We start from the raw sequence: 20,183 nt of genomic DNA on the forward strand, positions 1-20,183 counted from the left end.
CAGGAATTGTACGGAAAGGAGCGGTAAAATGCAGCTGCAGTACGGGGAACGGCTGGAGCCGATCGGTGGCGGGCGCAGCGTGATTGTCAGTCAGCAGTACCGCTTTACGACAGACACAATTCTGCTGGCAGATTATTCTATGCCGCAGAAAGGCGAGCACTGCGCAGAGCTTGGCACCGGCTGCGGGTTGGTACCGCTTTTGTGGTGCAGCCGCGGGGCCCCGGCAGAGGTCTATGCGCTGGAAATACAGCCGCAGGCCTGTGAAATGGCCCGGCGCAGCGCGGCCGGCGGCGGATTTTCGCAGATTCATGTATTGCAGTATGATTTGAGGAAAATTCGGCAGGAAAAGGCGGCCGATTTGCCGCTTCCCCTGGGGCTTGACCTGGTTGCATGCAACCCGCCTTATCAGCCGCGGACAGATGGCTGCCCAAGCCCGCAGGAAAGTCTTGCAGAGGCTCGGCATGAGCTTAGCTGTACCTTTGCTGAGGTCGCTGAGGCTGCGGCCCGCCTGCTGCGCTGGAGAGGACGCTTTGTCTGCTGCCTGCGCCCACAGCGTATGCCAGAAGCATTTGCCGCCCTGTCAAATGCAGGGCTGGAGCCAAAGCGGATGCGGCTGGTGCAGCACCGCCTGCAGAAAGCACCCTCTCTGTTTTTGCTGGAGGCCCGCCGAGGCGGCCGCCCCGGCCTGAAAGTGGAGCCGGTGCTGCTGATGGAGGATGCTACCGGCGCAGTTTCACACGAGATGGAAAAAATCTACGGACCATACCGGGAGGGAAAATATTGAGCGGTACATTATATGTAGTGGGTACACCGATTGGAAATCTGGGCGACCTTTCCCCGCGCGCGGCCGAGATTTTGGGCAGCGTCGACTTTGTCGCGGCAGAGGATACACGGGTTACACGAAAGCTTTTGACACATTTCGGTATCAAAAAACCTTTAATCAGCTATTTTGAACACAATAAATGGCAGCGTGGCGATATTATTTTAGACCGCATTGAGACGGGCGAAAACTGTGCGCTGGTCAGCGATGCCGGCATGCCGGCTATTTCTGATCCCGGCGAGCTGCTGGTGCGGCAGGCTGCACAGCGCGGTGTGCCGGTTGCGGCTGTGCCGGGGCCGAGCGCGGTTGTTACGGCGCTGGCGGTTTCGGGGCTGCCGACCGGCCGCTTTACGTTTGAGGGGTTCCTGAGCGTCAGCAAAAAGAGCCGCCGCGAACATTTGGAAGAAGTGAAGCACGAACAGCGTACAATGGTCTTTTATGAGGCACCGCATAAGCTGCTGACGACTTTGCAGGATATGCTGGCAACATGGGGCGACCGTGAACTGGCGCTGGTGCGCGAGCTGACAAAGGTACACGAAGAGGTGCGCCGCACAACCCTTTCGGAAGCGGTTGCATATTATACGGAGAATCCGCCGCGCGGCGAGTTTGTCCTGGTTATCCGCGGTGCAGAGGCACCGCAGGAGGAGACAACGTCTTTGGCAGATGCTGCGGCGCGAGCCCGTGCGCTGATGGAAGCGGGCGCCTCTGCTTCTGCCGCGGCAAAACAGGCCGCTGCTGAAACCGGCCGCCGGAAAAATGAAATTTATCGTGCTCTTTCGGAGGAACCGCAGGAATAACGACAGACTTTCAACAAATTTTGCAGATTTGGTTGAAAACAGAAAGCGCCTTCGAGGAATTAGCTGTGCATACGCTGATGAAAGCGGGTGCCTTTAACACAGAAAGAAACGCTGCACCGAAACAAAGCTGCACCCCAAAAGCAAACCAACGAATTGGCATTACTTGGGGTGCAGGTGTAAGTTTCAGTGCGGCGTTTTGCTGCGCTTATTTATTCAGTTTCGTCTAAATCATCTAAGACAATGCGGTTTTCGCGACGGGTTGCATTCAGGTCAATCATCCGCTGATTGCTGCTTCCGCGAAAATGCAGGGTCAGGTCGCGCTGTGCTTCCACATAAGGGCCGTCAACCAGATAGTCGGCTAGGTCCAGCAGGCGCTGTACATCGGGCTCTGACTGGGCCTTTTCCAACAGCTGCTCATAGGTCCAGCCGGAGTAAGTGGTGATGTCCAGTTTGGTCTCTTTTTTCAGGCGCTCGGCAAGGTCTGCAAGACCGCCGGCCTGGCTGAAAGGTTCACCGCCGGAGAAAGTGACTCCCCGCAGAAGCGGATTTTCTTTTATTTCAGCAATAAGAGAATCAATGGAAACCAGGGTTCCGCCGGAAAAATCGTGCGTCTGCGGATTTTGGCAGCCGGGGCAGTCATGCGGGCAGCCCTGTACAAAAACAGTGTAACGAATGCCGCGCCCGTCTACGATAGATTCCGGTTCGGTGCCGGCAAGGCGCAGCTCAGTGCAGGCCATGCTTGACACGATCCCGTTCTTCAGCGCGCTTTGCGTCATTCCAGCGATCCATTGTACCGACCAAGTAGCCGGTGATGCGGCGGATACGGTCAAAGTGAACACCTTCGCCAACGGTGTTGTTTTCTTTATCTACGGTCAACTGCTGTACCATAAAAAACACTCCTTTTGCTTATCTTAAGGTTTATCCTCTATTTTTGAAAATAAACGACCCTGCAGAATTACCGTCCATCACAGCCGCAGCCGTCGACAACCGGTACATTCGGGTACTTTTTGCGCAGTTCATTTAGGCGCTCAATGCTTACCGGCTCACCCTCGCGGCGGCCGCAGCGAGGACAAACGTTGTCGATTACGCCATTGTAGCCGCACACTGGGTCGCGGTCTACCGGGTGGTTGACACTGCCGTAGCCGATACCGGATTCTTTCATGCAGCGAATGACTGCTTCAAAAGCATCCAGGTTTTTGCAGGTATCGCCGTCCAGCTCTACATAAGAGATATGGCCGGCGTTGGTCAGCGCGTGGTAAGGCGCCTCGATTTTAATCTTCTTAAAGGCACTAATGGGGTAATAAACCGGAACATGGAAAGAATTGGTGTAGTATTCGCGGTCTGTAACACCCGGCAGCACGCCGTACTTTACCTTATCAATCTTTACGAATTGGCCAGAAAGGCCCTCTGCCGGGGTTGCCAACAGGGTAAAGTTGAGGTGGCGCTTCTTACTTTCGTCGTCCATACGCTTGCGCATGTGGCCGATAATATCGAGGCCGAGTTTTTGGCTTGCTTCGCTTTCGCCGTGGTGTTTGCCAGTCAAGGCAACCAGTGTTTCGGCAAGACCGATAAAGCCGACCGACAGAGTGCCGTTTTTCAGTACTTCGGCAACGCTGTCATCGGGGCCCAGCTTGTCGGAGTCGATCCACACACCCTGTCCCATCAGGAATGGATAGTTGTACACCTTTTTGCTGCACTGAATTTTAAAGCGGTGCAGCAGCTGCCGAATGCACAGGTCGATGCGATCATCTAAAATTTTATAGAAGCGGTCGATGTCGTGGTGCGCCTCAATGCCGACACGCGGCAGGTTAATGCTGGTAAAGCTCAGGTTGCCGCGCCCGCAGGTCACTTCTTTGTCGGGATTGTATACATTGCCCATCACACGCGTGCGGCAGCCCATATAGGCGACTTCACTGTTGTAGGTTCCATCGTAGTACTGCAGGTTGTACGGTGCGTCGATAAAGCTGAAATTCGGGAACAGACGCTTTGCACTGGTTTTCATGGCGAGTTTAAATAGGTCGTAGTTCGGGTCACCGGGGTTGTAATTTACGCCCTCTTTGACCTTGAAAATCTGTACCGGGAAAATCGGCGTTTCGCCGTCGCCAAGGCCGGCCTCTGTGGCCAAAAGCAGGTCGCGCATTACCATGCGGCCCTCCTGGCTGACGCAGGTGCCGTAGTTGATGCTGGAAAACGGAACCTGTGCGCCAGCGCGGGAATTCATGGTATTCAGATTGTGAATCAGCGCTTCCATTGCCTGGTAAGTTGCTTTGTCTGTTTGATTCCATGCGGTCTGTGCAGCAAAGCGGTGTGCAGCGTGGGCCTGCTCTTCGGTGATTTCCTGGTAGCCGTTTTCACGCTGATGTGTCGGCAGAATTTCTGCCAGCTTTTTGTCCAGTGCATCGCCGTTGTCCATGCGGATTTCGTCGGGATCCAACTGGTCATACAGATAGGCGGCAAGCGCCTCTGCATCGTGAACGCTCATGGAAAGCATGGACTCAAACCAAAGGGCAAGGCCTGTTCGGTACAGTTTGCGGTACGTTTTTGCGACGCCCGGCGCCATGGAATAGTCAAAGTTCGGAACTGCCTGGCCGCCGTGCATTTCGTTTTGGTTTGCCTGAATGGCAATACATGCCAGCGCCGCGTAAGAGCGGATGTCGTTTGGCTCGCGCAGGGTGCCGTGTCCGGTGCAGAAACCGCCGTGAAACAGCTTGAGCAGGTCGATTTGGCAGCAGGTCTCGGTTAGCATATAAAAGTCTTCGTCGTGAATGTGAATGTCGCCGTCAAGGTGGGCAGCGGCAATGTCTTTTGGTAGCACATAGTTGTTGATGAAGTACTTACTGCCCTCACTGCCGTATTTCAGCATGGTGCCCATAGAGGTATCGGCATCAATATTGGCGTTTTCGCGCTTCAGGTCAACATCCTTTGCATCGCAGAAAGTCAGCTCTTTATAAATATCCATCAGGTCACCCTCGGCCTGACGGATCTTATTGTGTTCTGCACGGTAAAGGATATAGGCTTTTGCAGTTTTTGCAAAGTCAGCAGCAATGAGCTGAGCCTCTACTTCGTCCTGCACCTGCTCTACAGCAGGTACTTTGCCAACAGGCAAAGCGGCAACTACTTTGTCGGTTATCGTGTCCAGCTGTCGGGCAGTTATGGTTTCTCCCGCAACGGACTGGTTTGCTTTTTCGATGGCACGGCTGATCTTTTTCCGGTCAAAAGGAACAAGGTCACCGTTTCGTTTGCGAATCTGCGTAAACACTAAGATCACTCACTTATCCGTAAGATTAAAAATTTCTGACCGGTTGGAAACAGAAGCATTGATAAATCAATGCTTCTGTTTTACTGGTCTGTGCTTAAAATAATAGCACGTTGCGCAGGGGTTGTCAATCAAAAAATACCCCATGTAGCTGAAAGGACTTTGCGTACAACTACATATTGTGTATCGAGTAAAAACAGTTTTCAAATTATCCACCGAATATTCCACAGCCTGGTTGAAGAAAGGCGGCCTTTTACAGGGAAATTTTTCTGTTTTCCACTTCTTTCAACCAGTTATCAACAGTAAAATGGTCATAAAAGAAGGTTATGTCATCTACTATCTGTAGTGTCCGCGGGTAAAAAATCTTCAGCCCAGCTGCAAAGCTGTGCAGCCGCCTTTAGGGCATCGGCAGAGTGGCTGGTCAGGCGGTACTCAACCCGTGGCGGAATCTGCGGAAACTGCCGGCGGGCGATGAGCCCGTCGGCACAAAGCTCCTTTAAACTTTGGCTGAGCATCATGTCGGTAATGCCGGTGACGCGGCCGCGAATCTCGCCGTAGCGCAGGCTTTCGCTGCCGGAAAGCGCCAACAGAATCCGTAGCTTCCATTTGCCGCCGATTGCCTGCAGCGCGCGGGTGAGCAGAGCGTCCTGTTTTGCGGCGTCGGCATGGTCGGTTTCAGTTGGTTTGTCGGGGGGCAGAGCGCGCAGGCGCTTTTTGCTTTTTTTCTCTTTGTTTTTTTCTTTTTTCATTGCGGGTCCCCTTTCAGGCGGCGGGCAGCTTCGGCGGCGGAGTATACGCAGCCACAGTAATTTTGGCGGTAAAGATGGTACTGATGTGAAAGCAGAATGCTGCGCTGAAAGCCGCCGCGCTTTTTAAAGTCATTTGGCAGCCAGGCGATGCCGGTAGTTTCTGCCAGCTCTGCGCCGATTTCGTTGAGCTTCTGCGCGTTTTTGTGCGGGCTGATGGAAAGTGTCGTGGCAAAATAATCGAATCCGCCGGCCTTGGCGGCCTTGGCGGCCTCTGACAGGCGCAGCCGGTAGCAGATAAAGCAGCGTTCGCCGCCCTCGGGCAGGTTTTCCAAGCCTTTTATAGCAGCGAAAAAGCGCTCAGGGTCATAGCGCCCCGGCAGAAACTGTACCGGCGTGGGCAGCGGCATTTCCCGGAGCAGGCGGCGGACTTCCGCCACGCGTTTATCGTATTCTTCCTGTGAAGAAATATTCGGATTGTAGTAAAATAGGGTAATTGCAAAGTAAGCGGAGAGGTACTCTAATACATAACTGCTGCAGGGTGCACAGCAGGCGTGCAGCAGCAGCCGCGGCTTTTTCCCCTGCGGCAGATTTTGCAGCACTTTGTCGAGCGCCAGTTGATAATTCTGTTTCTGCAATTTTTAAAACTCCTTTATCGTACAGTGAAGGCCGCGCTTGGTGCCTGCGCGGCCTTTGCAGCAAAAAGCAGTTTATTCTTTCTTTTCGGCTGTGGCAATGTGCAGCTCATCAAGCTGCTGCTGGTCCACAATATCCGGTGCGTGCGACATCAGGTCTGCAGAAGAAGAGACCTTTGGGAAAGCAACTGTGTCGCGCATGTCATCAATGCCCAAAAGGACCATGACCAGGCGCTCGAGGCCCCAGGCCATGCCGCCGTGCGGCGGTGCGCCGTATTTCAGGGCGTTGAGCAGAAAACCAAAGCGGCGCTCGGCTTCTTCTGGTGTAAAGCCGAGGGCTTCCAGCATGCGTTCCTGTAGTTTTGTATCATGAATACGAATGCTGCCGCCGCCGGCCTCATAGCCGTTGATGACCATATCATAGGCAATGGAGCGCACAGAACCGGGGTCGCTTTCCAGCCGGTCCAAATCCTCTGGATTCGGCATGGTAAAGGGGTGGTGCATTGCCATCCAGCGGCCCTCTTCTTTGCTGTACTCAAACATCGGGAAGTCAGTGATCCACAAAAGGCACGGATTGGATTTGTCAATGAGATTAAAGCGGCGTGCAAGCTCGCAGCGCAGGGCGCCTAATGCGGCATAGACAACGGTGTTGTCGTCGCTGGCCACTAAGAACAACACGTCGCCTGGCTGTGCGTCCATGGTTTCACGAATGGCCTTGGTCTCTTCTGGCGCAAGGAACTTTTCGTAGCTGCTGGTTTCTTTGTCGGCAAGACGGGTCCAGGCAAGGCCCTTTGCGCCGTAGCTCTTGATCCATTCGCCCAATTTGTCGATTTCTTTGCGGGAAAGGTCCTTTGCGTGGCCTTTCAGGTTGATGCCGCGTACAGAACCCGCAGGCAGAGCACCGGAAAATACGCGGAATGCCGTATTTTTCACGCAGCTGCTCACATCGTGCAGCTCCATGCCAAAGCGCAGGTCTGGCTTGTCCGAACCGAAGCGGTCCATCGCTTCCTGCCACTTCATGCGCGGCAGAGGCGTGGGAATGTCGATATTCAGCAGCTCTTTGTAGACTTTTTGAATAAAGCCCTCGCCAATGGCCATTACATCGTCCTGTTCGACAAAGCTCATTTCAAAGTCGATTTGGGTAAATTCGGGCTGGCGGTCGGCACGCAGATCTTCATCGCGGAAGCAGCGTGCAATCTGCATATAGCGGTCAAAACCGGAAATCATCAAAAGCTGCTTGTAGAGCTGAGGGCTCTGTGGCAGGGCAAAAAACTTACCGGGGAAAATACGGCTGGGCACCAGATAATCGCGTGCACCCTCTGGGGTGGATTTGATAAGGTCCGGGGTCTCAATTTCCAAAAATCCGTTGTCGTCAAAGTAATCGTGTGCGCACTTCGTAATGCGGTGGCGCGCCATCAGGATACGCTGCATGTCAGGGCGGCGCAGGTCCAAAAAGCGGTAGCGCAGGCGGGTTTCATTTGAAACGTTGGAGTTTTCCTCGATTGCAAAGGGCGGCGTTTCACTTTTGGAAAGAATGCGCAGTTCCCTGACAGCCAGCTCCACATCGCCGGTGGGCAGGTCAGGGTTTTTGCTGGTGCGTTCGCGCACCACGCCGGTTGCCGCCAGAACAAACTCGCTGCGGCAGGTAAAGGCCTTGTGAAAGACCTCTTTGTCGGTTTCTTCGTCAAACGCAAGCTGCATAATGCCAGAGCGGTCGCGCAGGTCAATAAAAATCAGCTGGCCCAGGTCGCGCTGACGCTGTACCCAGCCGCATAAAGTCAGTGTTTTTCCGGCATCGGAAAGCCGCGGCTCGCTGCAGTAACAGCTGCGCTTCAGCCCCGTCATAAATTCTGCCATAATGTGCCTCCAGTAAATAACATTTATATTAAGGACTTTTACTGCATGCAGTAAAAGAAAATATTGAATGGAACTTCTGCTGCCGAGCGGTTACCCTCGCCCGCATCCTTTTATCATGAAGTACTGCTGTTAAAAAGCCTGAATTAAAGAGGAGTACCGGTCCATAGCAGCAAAAGCTTTGGCAAAGTTTTCGTTAAGCGGCAGGTCGTTCTGCTCACCGGTCTCCATATTTTTAACAGAAACCTTTTGGTTGGTGAGTTCGTCGTCGCCAAGCACCATGCTGTAGCGTGCCCCGATTTTATTGGCGTACTTCATCTGTGCTTTCAGCCCGCGGCCCAGGTCATCAAAAGCGGCGGCAATGCCGGATGAGCGCAGTTCTGCAGCGAGTACAAGGCTCTTCTGCCGGGCAGCATCACCAATGCTTGCAATGTACAGGTCACACTTTTGAGCCTGCGGAAATTCAATTTTTTGTGCTTCCATCAAAAGCAGCAGGCGGTCAAGCCCCAGGCCGAAGCCGAGCGCCGGCATAGCGGGACCGCCCAGTTCCTCTACTAAACCGTCATAGCGCCCGCCGCCGCATACGGTGCCCTGGCTGCCGAGGTCGTTGGTTGTAAATTCAAAAACGGTACGGGTATAGTAATCCAACCCACGCACAATGCGGTCGTTGATTTGATAGGAAATGCCCAGGGCAGTCAGCGCTGCTTTCACTTTTTCAAAGTGTGCTTTGCAGTCCTCACAGAGATAGTCGAGAATTGAGGGCGCATTTTCGCCGATTTTATGGCAGATTTCCGACTTGCAGTCTAAAATGCGCATGGGGTTGCGGTCAAGCCGGGAAAGGCAGGTTTCGCACAGCTGGTCTTTATATTGGCCAAAGTAGTCCTGCAGGGCTTTGGTATAAGCCGCGCGGCAGGTCGGGCAGCCGATAGAGTTGAGTTCAAGTGCCAGGTCTTTTACGCCCAGGCGTTTAAAAATAGAGTCTGCAATCGAGATGACTTCGGCGTCGGCCAGCGGGTCGGCAGAGCCGTACATTTCCACACCGAACTGGTGAAATTCACGCAGACGGCCTTTCTGTGCCTTTTCATAGCGGTAACAGGAAGTTTCATACCACAGTTTCTGCGGCAGAGCAGCGGCATAAAGGCCGTGCTCAAGCAGGGCGCGGGTCGCGCCGGCAGTGCCTTCTGGCCGCAGCGTAATGGAACGGTCACCTCTGTCGCGGAAGGTATACATTTCTTTTTGCACAACGTCGGTGGTGTCGCCTACACCGCGCTGAAACAGTTCCGTATGTTCAAAAACCGGTGTGCGCACTTCCGCAAAGCCGTGCAGAGCGGCTTCTTCGCGCAGTACCTGCTCAACAGTCTGCCACTTTTCGCTTTGCCCGGGCAAAATATCTTGTGTGCCGCGGGGCGCTTGTGTAATCAGTTCCATGAAAATTCCCTCCTGTATTCTGACCTGCTCATTATAACATATTAAAATAGCAAAGGAAAGGGCAAAGTACCCCTGCCGCAAAGACGCCGCGGGCGGCCATCTGAAGACGTATGCCTGTCATAAAGTGCAGTTTTCACGCTCCGTTCAGCTCTTTCCCGACTGCTTATTTTTACACTTCTTTGATTTCACAAGGTGCGCCGCCGGGCCTTTCGACATAAAAAGCAACAAAAAAATTTTGCACGATGTAATTTCGTTATTGACAAATTAAAAGGGAATAGTATACCTTGGACAATAAAAAATAACGGAATTTTAAACAAAAAGAAAAGCTTTACACGATTTCGCGTACAAAGTAAGATTAAAATCCAATGCAAGGACAATCAATGCAGTTTGTGGCAAATCGCACCAACAAGAATCCCCTAAAGCACGGCAGCCAGGAATATTTGTATGTGAACTGCTTGTCCTTTTTATCGGCTGAAAAAGCGCAGGCGGTTTGACATAGGTACTTAAAATTCAACTTCTGAAAAGATAAGTAAAATGACAAGAGACCAAAAAATTCTTGCCGCAGCCGCATCTTTTGCAATTATGGCTGCGTGCGCTGTTCCTGCTTTTGCAGGGAGTGATGGCTGGACTGATTGTGGATTGCCAATGTACCGCAATGGATCTACATTAGCCGTTGCACCGGTCTGGAGTGGTTATCCTGCCGTTTCAACTTCCAGAGGCGTTGAGCCGGCGATAATGTGGCAAGCCACACATTTCTAAACGTTTACACGGAAAAAGTATTGACCTTCGGCCTGCGGAAGTGGCGGAAAAAATTTGATTTGAACATTGGGAGTCAGACACTGCAATTGGCCAAAAAAGAAGGGCGGACCGGTGACGTTCACGATTGTGGAACGCCTGACCGGCGGGGTACTATCTTACCATTCGTATTCAGGAGAAAACGACACAGGGCGTTGCGGATGTCATGCGGCAGCTGCACCATGAATTATGCAGTCAGTTTTCCAAAGCTTTTCGCACGATGACTACCAATAATGGTAGCGAGTTCGCCGCTTTATGCCCAAAGGAATATCTACGAACAACTACACTGATGAACAGGTCCTCATATTCTCTGATGGAATCAATGCGATGCCCAGAAAGCGGCTGAACTTATATACTCCTGAGAAATTGTTTGAAGAACACCTTGACCTAATTTACAAACTTAAAATTTGGGATACTTTATTCTGACGCAGTGTTCAATTCGTTATTATGATTTTATAATTTTCGAAAGATATTGCGGAAACCGAAAATGCCTAATTGTTTACGCATGGAAGTGTTTTGCAGAGAGATTCGTTTATTTGCCGCATTCATAAAGGAAAGGTGCGGGTCCTGAAAAGAATATAAAAAGCCGCACAGCGATAAAAGCTGTGCGGCTTTTTGATTGTAGAGGGAAATAGAAAGGAAACTTAACCTTTTGGATTTAAAATATTGCGCCAGTCAAGGTCGCCGCGCTCCAGTCCGTGAATCAGGACTTCAGCGGTGGCAATGTTGGTGGCAACCGGGATATTGTGCATGTCGCACAGGCGCAGCATATTCATATCGTTTGGTTCGCTCGGTTTTGCCGTCAGCGGGTCACGGAAAAAGAGCAGCAAATCCACTTCATTGCACGCAATGCGCGCGGCGATTTGCTGGTCGCCGCCCTGGCTGCCGCTCAAGAATTTCTGAATTGGAAGGCCGGTCGCTTCGCTGACCAGCTTGCCGGTCGTCCCTGTCGCGCACAGATCATGCCGGCTGAGTACACCGCAGTATGCGATACAAAACTGTACCATCAATTCTTTTTTTGCGTCATGCGCAATCAATGCAATGTTCATGGAACCAAAGGCCTCCTTCAAAGGCACCCCTGCATGTGCAGAGGGGAGATATATGTAAGGTAAAATCACGAAGAACAAATCAGTCTAAAGCTTTTGCAGCGAGGGCAGCGGTACATCGCGGCCCTCCAGGCGCAGCGCAAGCCGGGCAAATGCCATAGCGGCCGGGCTGTTTTTAGGCGGCAGTTCTTTGGCTGCGGTTGCCTGCAGGGCGGGGTCCTCGGGAATAACGGCGATCAGCTGAATACCAGTCGCATCAATGACGGCGTCCAAATCACTGAAAAAGTGGGCACGGCGGAAACACTCCGGCGAAAAGCGGTTGATTACCAGGCGCTGTTCACGAATCCCCTGCTCTAACAGCTGACCACGCACCTTTGCTGCTGCTGCTGCGCTGACTCCGTCCGGTGTAGAGACAACAACCGCGCGGTCAGCTGCAGCGCACGCGCTGCGAAAACCAGCGCCTACGCCGGCGGGGCAGTCGATGAGGATATGGTCATAGTGGCGCGCGAGCGCTGGAACCAGCTGACGCATGACGCCCGTACTGACAAGATCCTCTTCATGGAGCGGGGCAGGAATTAGGAATAGACCGGGCATAAAGGGACTTTGGTAAATGGCCTTTGCCGGTGAGGTGGTGCCGGCGACAACATCAGAAAGGTCAAAGACGCGCCGTTGTGAAACGCCCAGCAGCATGTCCAGGCAGCCCAATCCCGCATCACAATCCAGCAGCAAAACCCGTCTGCCGCGTGCAGCGAGGGCAAGGCCCATATGCGCGGTTGTGGTGGATTTGCCAACCCCGCCTTTTCCAGATGTAATTACCGTTACTGCTCCCATACTAACAACCTCATGATAATACTAGCACATTAAACCGATATAGTCAAAGATTTTATCTTTCGTTTTCATTTCTTTGTGAAATGTACCCAAAAAACAGGCCTTAAATTTTATAAAGCAACTTGCACAAAAACAATTAACATACTTATGCACTATTGCGACGCTGAAGAACTTGATGAGGACTGGTTTACTTTGAAGTAGGCATCGTAAATAGCCTTTGCCACGTTTTGGCTGTACTTACCTTTTTCGCCGTGCTCAATCACCACTGCAATTGCAATCTGTGGGTTATCGTAAGGCGCAAAAGTAATGAATGTCGTGTTGGAGGCGCGACTGGTTTCTGCGGTACCGGTTTTTGCAGCCACCGCAATGGGGTAACTGGCAAAGGTACCAGAGGCAGTGCCACTGGTGCACACTTTGCGCATACCGGCTTTTACAATATCCAGATTTTCTTTGGAAAGAAAACTGTAAGAGCTGTTGTCGGTGTACGTTTCAGGTGTTACAGTGGAAATAACTTTCTTGCGGCTGTAGTCGGTCACGTGGTCTACCAGATGCTCTTGCTTGCGGGTGCCGTTGTTTGCGATTGTAGCTACATAAGAGGCCAGCTGTGCCGGCGTAAAGGCGTTATCGCTCTGTCCGATAGCGGCCTGAATGGTATCTGTTTCGTACCAAGTGCCGCCGCTGGCTTTCTTCTCACCGGGGCCGGCAAGGGTGCCGGTGCTTTCTGCTATTTCCACGCCGGTTTTTTCACCAAGACCGAGCTTTTTGCAGTAGACGTTCATGTTTGCAATTTTTGTATGATAGCCGGTCTCAAAGAAGAAAATGTTGCAGGACTTTGCCAGTGCATCTTCCACGGTAATTGCGCCGTGGTTGCCTTCACAGGTCGGGGTGTAGCCGCTGCTTTCAAAGCGCAGGTAGCGGTGGTTGCACACAAAGGTCGTGTTGCTGTTGATAATGCCCTCCTGCAGTGCGGCAAGAGCAACCGCCGGCTTAAAAATAGAACCAGGCGTATAGGCGCTGCCAAAAGAGCGGTCAATCAGCGGATTAGAGGAATCGCTGAGCAGCTTTTCTGTATAAGCCGTGTCCGAGGGGTACTTGGAAAGGTCATACGTGGGATAAGAGGCCGCAGCCAGTACAGAAAAATCTTTTACATTTAATACAACAACGCCGCCGCCTTTGCACATGCTCTGTGCAGAGTGGGCAGCCTGCACGTTTGTGGCCAACGCCTGCGCGGCCACTTTCTGCAGGTTTGCATCAATCGTCAAAAAAACGGTGTTGCCGTTGACCGGCGCAGTCAAGACGGTCGAGCCAGTCACCTTGCCTTTTGAGTCGACAACCAGATTCTTTTTGCCTTCTGTGCCGCGCAGGGTGCTTTCCATAGCGCTTTCAATACCGGAAGTGCCCAGCCGGTCGTCCAGGTGGTAGCCTTTACTTTTCAGCTTGCTGTACTGCTTTTCAGAAATGGCGCCCATTGTACCCACAACCTGGGGAATCAGAGAACTGTTTGGATTTTGGCGGGTCGTGGTGACTTTTGATACTACACCGGGCAGGCTGTCGCTGTTTTCGCTGACGATTTCTACGGTCTCGCGGCTGATGTCCTCTGCAAACGTGTAGGGCGTATTTAAAGAATAATCAAATCCCTGCAGGGTCATTGCGTAGCGCACCGAAACAACTTTGCGCAGGTCTGCTTTGCTGTAGCCGGCGGTAGGGCTGCTGCTGGACGTGGTGCTTTTAAAGTATTTGCTGATGAGATTCTGCATGCAGGTCTGTGCGTTTGCATAGGTGTTTACATCCAGAAAGTCTTTCGATTTTAAATATTTGATTTCCGACTCAGAATTGGCCTTAAAGGAATAGTTTCCGCTTGCGTCCATGACAATCGGCAGGGTATCCAGCCACTTTTCGCCGCGCTTTTCCAGCAGGTTTATCAGCCGCAGAATTGTGGAGTTCTCTGAAGAAGAAGTCATATAGGCGTGGTCAAACTGCAGAGAATAGCCGGTTTTGTTGGTGGCAAGGCCGACACCGTTTTTGTCAACGATTTCGCCGCGATTTGTGGACATAGTCACTGAGGTCTGGCTGCTTTTTTCGGCGTCTTGCAGAGCAGCGGCACCGTCGACAATCTGCCACTGAAAAAGGCGCGCAATAAACACCGCTGCCAGCAGCAGCGACACAGCGGCGCAAAAAATGTAGCGGCCGGTAAGTGTATGTTTGCGTTTTATGGGACGGCGCATTAGAGGATCCTCCTTTTCTGCAGAAATCGCAGCTTTACAATATGCGCAGGGCTATGACACGGTTTAGCGCATAAATCGGGAAAGAAAGCGCGATAGTATAAAGGAACTGCGGCAAATAGTGCTGTAGCAGCGCGTAGGCGGGGTCTGCATACCCCAGAGAAACGTAAAACAGAAGCCACTGCAGCAAAACGGTAATCGCCATGGCAATGCTGCACACAAGAAAGGCAGTCATAACATTTGCCTGCAGCAGCTCGGTTGCAAGATAACTGACAATAAAACAGACAACAGTTAAGATAATTGCGTGCAGGCCAAGAACCCCGCTGTTTGTGCCCGCGTCGATGAGCAGGCCGCAGAACAGGCCAAATACGGTAGAGGCTGTCTGCGGCTCAAACAGGGCAATGGTCACCGCGGCCGGCACCAGCAGCAGCGGCCGCGCATAGTGGATAACCGGCAGAAGATCCGGTGTCTGTTGCAATAGGAAAAACAGCAGAATCTCTAGGAAAAATGCCAGATACCGCAGGTGCTTTGCGTGCTTCATTTCGATGCCCCGCTTGCAGAGGAAGAACTGCTGCTTTGGCTCGACGCAGCCTTGGCAGACTCTGCTTTGCCGGCGAAGTCGGTAATCACCATGACATCGCGCACTTTGGCAGGCGAAACATAGGGCTTGATTTCTGCATAAAGAGAAACATCATAGGGGCTGCTCTTGACAGCGGTCACTTTGCCTACCGGCAGTCCGCGCGGAAATTTCCCGCCAAAGCCGCTTTCCACAGCCAGACCGCTGGTGACAATCTGGTCGCCGGCCTTTACGGTGGTGCCGCTCGCCAGATATGACATTTTCACCAGGCCGCTGTCGGCAAGCTTTAGCTCGCTGCCCAAGACACCGGTGTCGCGGTTGGCGGTGTCACGTACGCCAAACTGCGCGCTGGTGTCGTAAATAGTGGTTACTTTAGCGGAAAGTGCGCTGACCTCACTGACCCAGCCAACCAAACCTGCCGAGGTGATAACCGGGCAGTCTTTGGTTACGCCCGAAGAAGAGCCTTGGTCGATGGTAAAGCTGTTGGAAAGGGAATTGGGGTCGCGGGCGATCACCGTGGCCGAGAGTAGCTGGTAATCTTTATTTTCATTTTTAATGCCTAAAAACTGCTTGTACTGTTCGTTTTGCTGCAAAGCGGTGTAATAATTTGTCAGCTTTTGGTTGAGTTCATTTACCTGCTTTTGCAGCTGGTTGTTTTCGCTTAAAAGCTCCTCTTTGCTTTTGCTGATGCTTTCGGTACTGGTGGCGGCTTTGCCGCTGAGTACAGAAATCACCTTTTGCATAGGCATGACCGCGCTGTTCAGCAAGTCGCCTACTGCGCCCTGCCCAGCGGTACTGGTGTACAAAAGCAGACTGAAAAGCAGAAACAGCACAATGATAAGGCCTTTGAATTTATTTGTCTGAAAGAACCGGTTCACAAAGAGCCTCCTTCATCAAATAGGGGAATGCCAACGTTTTTGCTTATTCTTCCGGCTTTTGCGCGGAGGTGTCCGGCGTGCTTCTCTGGGTGCTGCCACGGGAAATGGCTTCCAGGTATTTGCCTGCGCCGTTTGCAACGCAGTCCAGCGGGCTTTCGGCTACCCGCACTGGCATGCCGGTTTCCTGGTGCAGTAGGGGCGCCATGCCGTGCAGCAGCGCACCGCCGCCGGTGATGGTGATACCGTGGTCGATAATATCGGCACACAGTTCCGGCGGGGTCTTTTCCAGTGTTGCATGGACAGCGTCTACAATCAGGTGCAGAGAATCCGAAAGTGCTTCGCGTACTTCCTCTGCGGTGACCGTGATGTTCTTTGCCAGGCCGTCGACTAAGCTGCGGCCCTTTACCTGTAAAGCAGCATTGGCGGTGTCGTCTGTCGGGTAGGCGGAGCCAATCTGTTTTTTGATTTCTTCAGCGGTCTGCTGACCAATCAGCAGATCGTATTTTTTGCGGATATACTGAATAATAGATTCATCAAATTTGTTGCCGGCCACCCGGATGCTTTCGTAGGCGACAATGTCACCCAGAGAGATGACGGCCACTTCACTGGTGCCGCCGCCAATATCCAGTACCATAGAGCCAACCGGGTCATCTACCGGAAGCCCGGCGCCGATGGCTGCGGCCTTTGGTTCAGGCAGAAAGTCCAGCACGCGCGCGCCGGCTTTTTCTATCGCATCTTTTACGGCCTGCCGCTCAACTTCTGTTACGCCGGAAGGAATGCAGACGACGACATTTGCTTTGGAAAAGCGGCCGGCTTTTGTAGCCATTTGTATAAAATGCTTCAGCATGGTGGCTGTAATATCAAAGTCGGCGATTACGCCGTCGCGCAGCGGGCTTACTGCCACAATCGAGCCCGGCGTGCGGCCAATCATATCTTTTGCCTTGCTGCCTACTTCTACCACCGCGTCAGTGCGCACATCCACCGCGACGACGGAGGGTTCGCGCATAATAATGCCTTTTCCTTTCATATATGCCAGCGTGTTCGCTGTGCCAAGGTCAATGCCGATTTCTTTCGCCATAGTTTTAAAATTACCCCTTTCGGCGCAGAATGCGCACGTGGATTCTTTCTATTATACATCTCATAGGCAAAGTTCTCAACCAAATCCCGTATAAAATTATGTAAACGAATTGCGTGCAGCGCTACTTTCCTGTAGAACCAAAACCGCCTGCGCCGCGCGCAGTCTGCGGCAAATCTTCTGTTTCCTGCAGTGCCGGGGAAAAAACCGGCAGAACCAAAAGCTGCGCAAAGCGCTCGCCGGGTGTCAGTGTATAGGGTGTTTCGCCTACATTGCACAGGCCTACCAGAATTTCGCCCCGGTAGTCGCTGTCGATGACGCCGACGCTGTTGCTCGGGGTGATGCCGTGCTTTACGCCAAGGCCGCTGCGCCCGCACAAAAGACCAACGGTGTTTTCCGGCAGAGCCACCGCAATGCCAGTGGGCACGCGGCAAAGCTGCCCGGGCGCAATGGTCAGCGGGGCATCAAGGCAGGCGCACAGATCAAGCCCGGCGGAACCGCCGGTTGCGCGTACGGGCAGCACAGCGTTTTCGCGCAGTTTCTTCATATATAAGGTCATTCTTAAATTACTCCTCTATCATAGAGTCCGTGCGTTACACTGCCGGCAAGCGGCCGGTCTGCGGCAGCCAGCTGCAAAATATGCGCGCGCTCCTCAGGTGTTTCGGTTGTAAAGCGCAGCATACCGAAATCTTCCCGTCCAGAAAGCTCCCCCAGCCGCCCCAAAAGCGACAACGGCACACTGTTGAGCACTTCACTGCAGCCGCCGAAGCACTGTACCGGGAACTTAATTCCTTTGCGGTCAGTTAAAGCAGCGGCTGTTTTGCAGTGCCGGCAGCCGCCGCCGTTTGCAATCGGGCAGTTGCGCGTCAGCATCAGGGGAAGGCGGCCGTAAATCAACAGACCGCGCGGCAGCTCCCCGCCAATTTCCGCCGCCTGGTGCAGGGTTAACTCAAAGCTTAATTCTGTGTCGGAAAGACCGAATTCAGTATACCAGCGAAGTGCAGCGGAATTTGTCACATTCAGCGAAAAACCGCCGTGCAGCGTAAGCCCCAGTTCTTTAGCAAGGGCGGCGCTGTTCAGGGTGCCGGCCCACACTTCATAGAAGCCGGCACCTGCCGCGCGCCGCAGCACCGTACGGATCGGCTCTTCGGTGCCAAACATGCCGCGCGGCAGCTCCAGCACAACGGAAAGGCCGCGCTGGTTGAGTGTCTGCAGTTCGGAAAGGGGCAAATCGTACGGTACCAGAATGCTTTCGCACAGGGCCGCTTCTTTTGGCACATTCCCGTCTGGAAAACGCGCGCGCAGCCGCAAAGGAGCTGCCTTGTGCGGCACGGCAGCAAAGGGAACCGGCGTAAACGGAACTGGCCGGCGGGCTCCCCGCTTTGCCAGCAGCTGTGCCAGTGCATCCCGGCGCAGATGGTTTAAAACTGCGGCCGGCAGCGACAGTCCCTCGTCAATTTGGCAGGTGACTGTCTTTGCGTAAAATGGTGTGCCGCCGGTTTTCTGCAGGTGTTCTATACAGTATGGTTCTGTCAGCGGCTGACTGCGCGCGGGCTGCGGAGGGTCGGCGCTCTGCACAGCGGTATTGCCCGCTATGTCGCGCACCTGCAGCAGCACAGGCTTTCCGGCCTGCACGGTCAGCAAAAACGCGACTGGTATGCGGGAAAGCTCCCGTCGGTATAGCCCGCGCAGACGGGAGCAGGCCTCAGACGTTTGGGCAGTATCTTCTCTGCTGCGCGTACCGAACATTTCCCGCCCAAGGCGGCCGTCCGGGTATCCGGTGGTAAAACCGGAGCGCGAAAAGACGCTGTGCAGGTCCTGCAGCAGCTGCGGGGGCAGCGGCTCACCGTCGGCGGCAAGCCGGCAGGCGCGGGTCGCTGCGGCAACGTACTCGGGGCGTTTCATGCGGCCCTCAATTTTAAAGGAATCAATGCCCGCGTCAGAAAGTTCCTGCAGGCGCGGAATCATAGACAAATCTTTTAAGGAAAGGTCATGCCCGGTGCCGCCCGGCGCAGCAAACGGCAGCCGGCAGGGCTGTGCACATTGGCCGCGGTTGCCGCTGCGCCGGCCTAAGATAGCACTGAACCAGCACTGCCCGGAAACACTCATGCACAAAGCACCGTGCACGAAAGATTCCAGTTCCGCCTGCGGGCAGGCTCGGCGAATTTCCCGGATTTCCGGCAGACTGAGTTCGCGCGAAAGGACCACACGCGAAAAGCCCGCTTCAAGGCACGCACGCACGCCGGCGGGCGTGTGAATGCTCATCTGTGTGCTGGCGTGCAGCGGCAGCTTTGGGCAGCAGCGCCGCAGCAGGGACAAAAGACCGGGGTCCTGCACCAGCACCGCATCAACTGGCAGCGTGCAGGCCCAGCGAATCAAATCGAGCGCAGCAGGCAATTCATCGTTTCGCAGCAGAATATTTACCGCGAGATGCACCCGCACCCCGCGTTCGTGGCAAAAACGGACGGCTGCCGACAGCTCTTCCCGGGAAAAATTGTGGGCGCCGGCCCTTGCAGAAAAAGAGCTGGCACCCAAATAGACAGCGTCTGCGCCGGCCCGCACAGCGGCGGTCAGGCTCTCCGGGCTGCCGGCAGGCGCCAGAACTTCAGTATTATTCTTTCGTTTCATGTTCATCCTCGAAATACTGCAGAAAGGACTCTGAGTCTTTCTCTGAAGCCGGCAGCGGCCGGGTAAAGCTGCCGGTGCTGCTGCGCTGCAGCGGGCCTGCGTCAGCTGCCTTTTCGGGCAGAGGGACAGACTCTTGGCTAAGGCGGCTGCGCAGGGCGGCGTTTTCCCGGTGCAGGCGCTCTGTTTCCTGCCGGGCCTGCTGGGCTTCGCGGTGTGCTTCTTCACTGTCTTTTAAGCAGACCTGCAGCTGCTTTTGCAGCGTGTCTGCCTGTTCTTTGATTTTATGAGAATCATCGCAGAAAGAGAGAGCCGCCACGATTGCGGTTACGGCCCCGGAGGCATGACAGCTTTGGCGGGAAAGCGAGAGCATGCAGGCCTGCACTTCACTGGCAAGCGAGCGCACGTACGCCTCGTTGTTATCTGTGCCGACAATACACTCGGTACCGCACACGGTCAGCCGGATGCTGTTTTTGCTCATCTGCAAAGGACTCCTTTCTTTAGAAAGAGTGCTGGTAACATTATACCCTATTTTAGCGCTGGAAGAAAGCACTTTCGGCAAATTTCGCGCGTCTGACGTTTCACACAAGAAAAACGACAA

18 protein-coding genes are annotated in these 20,183 nt (G+C 53.5%); 2 read left to right on the top strand and 16 right to left on the bottom strand.

Features of this window, described 5'->3' with window-relative positions:
* Positions 1-28: 28 nt before the first annotated feature.
* Both LKE53_11155 and rsmI read left to right on the top strand, forming a co-directional pair.
* Positions 29-784, top strand: coding sequence for a methyltransferase (locus LKE53_11155; GenBank protein ID MCH3973292.1), 756 nt, complete (start codon positions 29-31; stop codon positions 782-784).
* Positions 781-1,617: a 16S rRNA (cytidine(1402)-2'-O)-methyltransferase gene (rsmI, locus tag LKE53_11160; protein ID MCH3973293.1), complete on the top strand. Its 837-nt coding sequence runs from the start codon at positions 781-783 to the stop codon at positions 1,615-1,617. The genes LKE53_11155 and rsmI overlap by 4 nt, the downstream gene beginning before the upstream one ends.
* 209 nt (positions 1,618-1,826) lie before the next feature.
* Here the strand turns inward: rsmI and nrdG are convergent, their stop codons facing one another.
* The 16 genes from nrdG to LKE53_11240 all read right to left on the bottom strand — a co-directional run bounded on the left by nrdG (position 1,827) and on the right by LKE53_11240 (position 20,063).
* Complete coding sequence (nrdG, locus tag LKE53_11165; GenBank protein MCH3973294.1) at positions 1,827-2,354, bottom strand: anaerobic ribonucleoside-triphosphate reductase activating protein; 528 nt, start codon at positions 2,352-2,354, stop codon at positions 1,827-1,829.
* Positions 2,341-2,505 carry a hypothetical protein gene (locus tag LKE53_11170; protein ID MCH3973295.1) on the bottom strand — a complete coding sequence of 55 codons (165 nt, stop codon included), beginning with the start codon at positions 2,503-2,505 and terminating at the stop codon, positions 2,341-2,343. The genes nrdG and LKE53_11170 overlap by 14 nt, the downstream gene beginning before the upstream one ends.
* Positions 2,506-2,572: 67 nt before the next feature.
* Complete coding sequence (locus tag LKE53_11175) at positions 2,573-4,876, bottom strand: anaerobic ribonucleoside triphosphate reductase (protein ID MCH3973296.1); 2,304 nt, start codon at positions 4,874-4,876, stop codon at positions 2,573-2,575.
* A gap of 326 nt (positions 4,877-5,202) precedes the next feature.
* Entirely contained in the window at positions 5,203-5,622 is a 420-nt protein-coding gene (locus tag LKE53_11180) for a helix-turn-helix transcriptional regulator (protein ID MCH3973297.1), read from the bottom strand.
* On the bottom strand, positions 5,619-6,257 hold the full coding sequence (locus tag LKE53_11185) for an epoxyqueuosine reductase QueH (protein MCH3973298.1): 639 nt from the start codon (positions 6,255-6,257) through the stop codon (positions 5,619-5,621). The genes LKE53_11180 and LKE53_11185 overlap by 4 nt, the downstream gene beginning before the upstream one ends.
* Before the next feature lie 72 nt (positions 6,258-6,329).
* On the bottom strand, positions 6,330-8,111 hold the full coding sequence (aspS, locus tag LKE53_11190) for an aspartate--tRNA ligase (GenBank protein ID MCH3973299.1): 1,782 nt from the start codon (positions 8,109-8,111) through the stop codon (positions 6,330-6,332).
* Between the two features lie 129 nt (positions 8,112-8,240).
* Positions 8,241-9,536: a histidine--tRNA ligase gene (gene hisS / locus LKE53_11195; protein MCH3973300.1), complete on the bottom strand. Its 1,296-nt coding sequence runs from the start codon at positions 9,534-9,536 to the stop codon at positions 8,241-8,243.
* A 1,439-nt stretch (positions 9,537-10,975) separates the two neighbouring features.
* Positions 10,976-11,380: a methylglyoxal synthase gene (mgsA, locus tag LKE53_11200; GenBank protein MCH3973301.1), complete on the bottom strand. Its 405-nt coding sequence runs from the start codon at positions 11,378-11,380 to the stop codon at positions 10,976-10,978.
* A gap of 84 nt (positions 11,381-11,464) precedes the next feature.
* The gene (locus tag LKE53_11205; GenBank protein ID MCH3973302.1) at positions 11,465-12,208 is read right to left on the bottom strand and encodes a P-loop NTPase; all 744 of its coding nucleotides are present in this window, start codon (positions 12,206-12,208) and stop codon (positions 11,465-11,467) included.
* Positions 12,209-12,357: 149 nt separating this feature from the next.
* Complete coding sequence (locus LKE53_11210; protein ID MCH3973303.1) at positions 12,358-14,430, bottom strand: penicillin-binding protein; 2,073 nt, start codon at positions 14,428-14,430, stop codon at positions 12,358-12,360.
* A gap of 34 nt (positions 14,431-14,464) precedes the next feature.
* Positions 14,465-14,968, bottom strand: coding sequence for a rod shape-determining protein MreD (gene mreD / locus LKE53_11215; GenBank protein MCH3973304.1), 504 nt, complete (start codon positions 14,966-14,968; stop codon positions 14,465-14,467).
* A complete protein-coding gene (mreC, locus tag LKE53_11220) occupies positions 14,965-15,882 on the bottom strand; it encodes a rod shape-determining protein MreC (protein MCH3973305.1) in 918 nt (305 codons plus the stop codon). The genes mreD and mreC overlap by 4 nt, the downstream gene beginning before the upstream one ends.
* A gap of 43 nt (positions 15,883-15,925) precedes the next feature.
* On the bottom strand, positions 15,926-16,960 hold the full coding sequence (locus LKE53_11225) for a rod shape-determining protein (GenBank protein MCH3973306.1): 1,035 nt from the start codon (positions 16,958-16,960) through the stop codon (positions 15,926-15,928).
* 121 nt (positions 16,961-17,081) lie between these two features.
* Entirely contained in the window at positions 17,082-17,516 is a 435-nt protein-coding gene (dut, locus tag LKE53_11230; protein MCH3973307.1) for a dUTP diphosphatase, read from the bottom strand.
* Positions 17,517-17,518: 2 nt separating this feature from the next.
* Positions 17,519-19,585 carry a U32 family peptidase gene (locus LKE53_11235; GenBank protein ID MCH3973308.1) on the bottom strand — a complete coding sequence of 689 codons (2,067 nt, stop codon included), beginning with the start codon at positions 19,583-19,585 and terminating at the stop codon, positions 17,519-17,521.
* Positions 19,569-20,063 (bottom strand): cell division protein ZapA, encoded by a 495-nt coding sequence (locus LKE53_11240; protein MCH3973309.1) that lies wholly within the window; start codon positions 20,061-20,063, stop codon positions 19,569-19,571. Before LKE53_11240 ends, LKE53_11235 begins: the two co-directional genes overlap by 17 nt.
* Between the last annotated feature and the right edge of the window lie 120 nt (positions 20,064-20,183).

The organism is Oscillospiraceae bacterium, assembly GCA_022483045.1.
In the GTDB taxonomy this organism is placed as follows: Bacteria; Bacillota; Clostridia; order Oscillospirales; family Acutalibacteraceae; genus Caproicibacterium.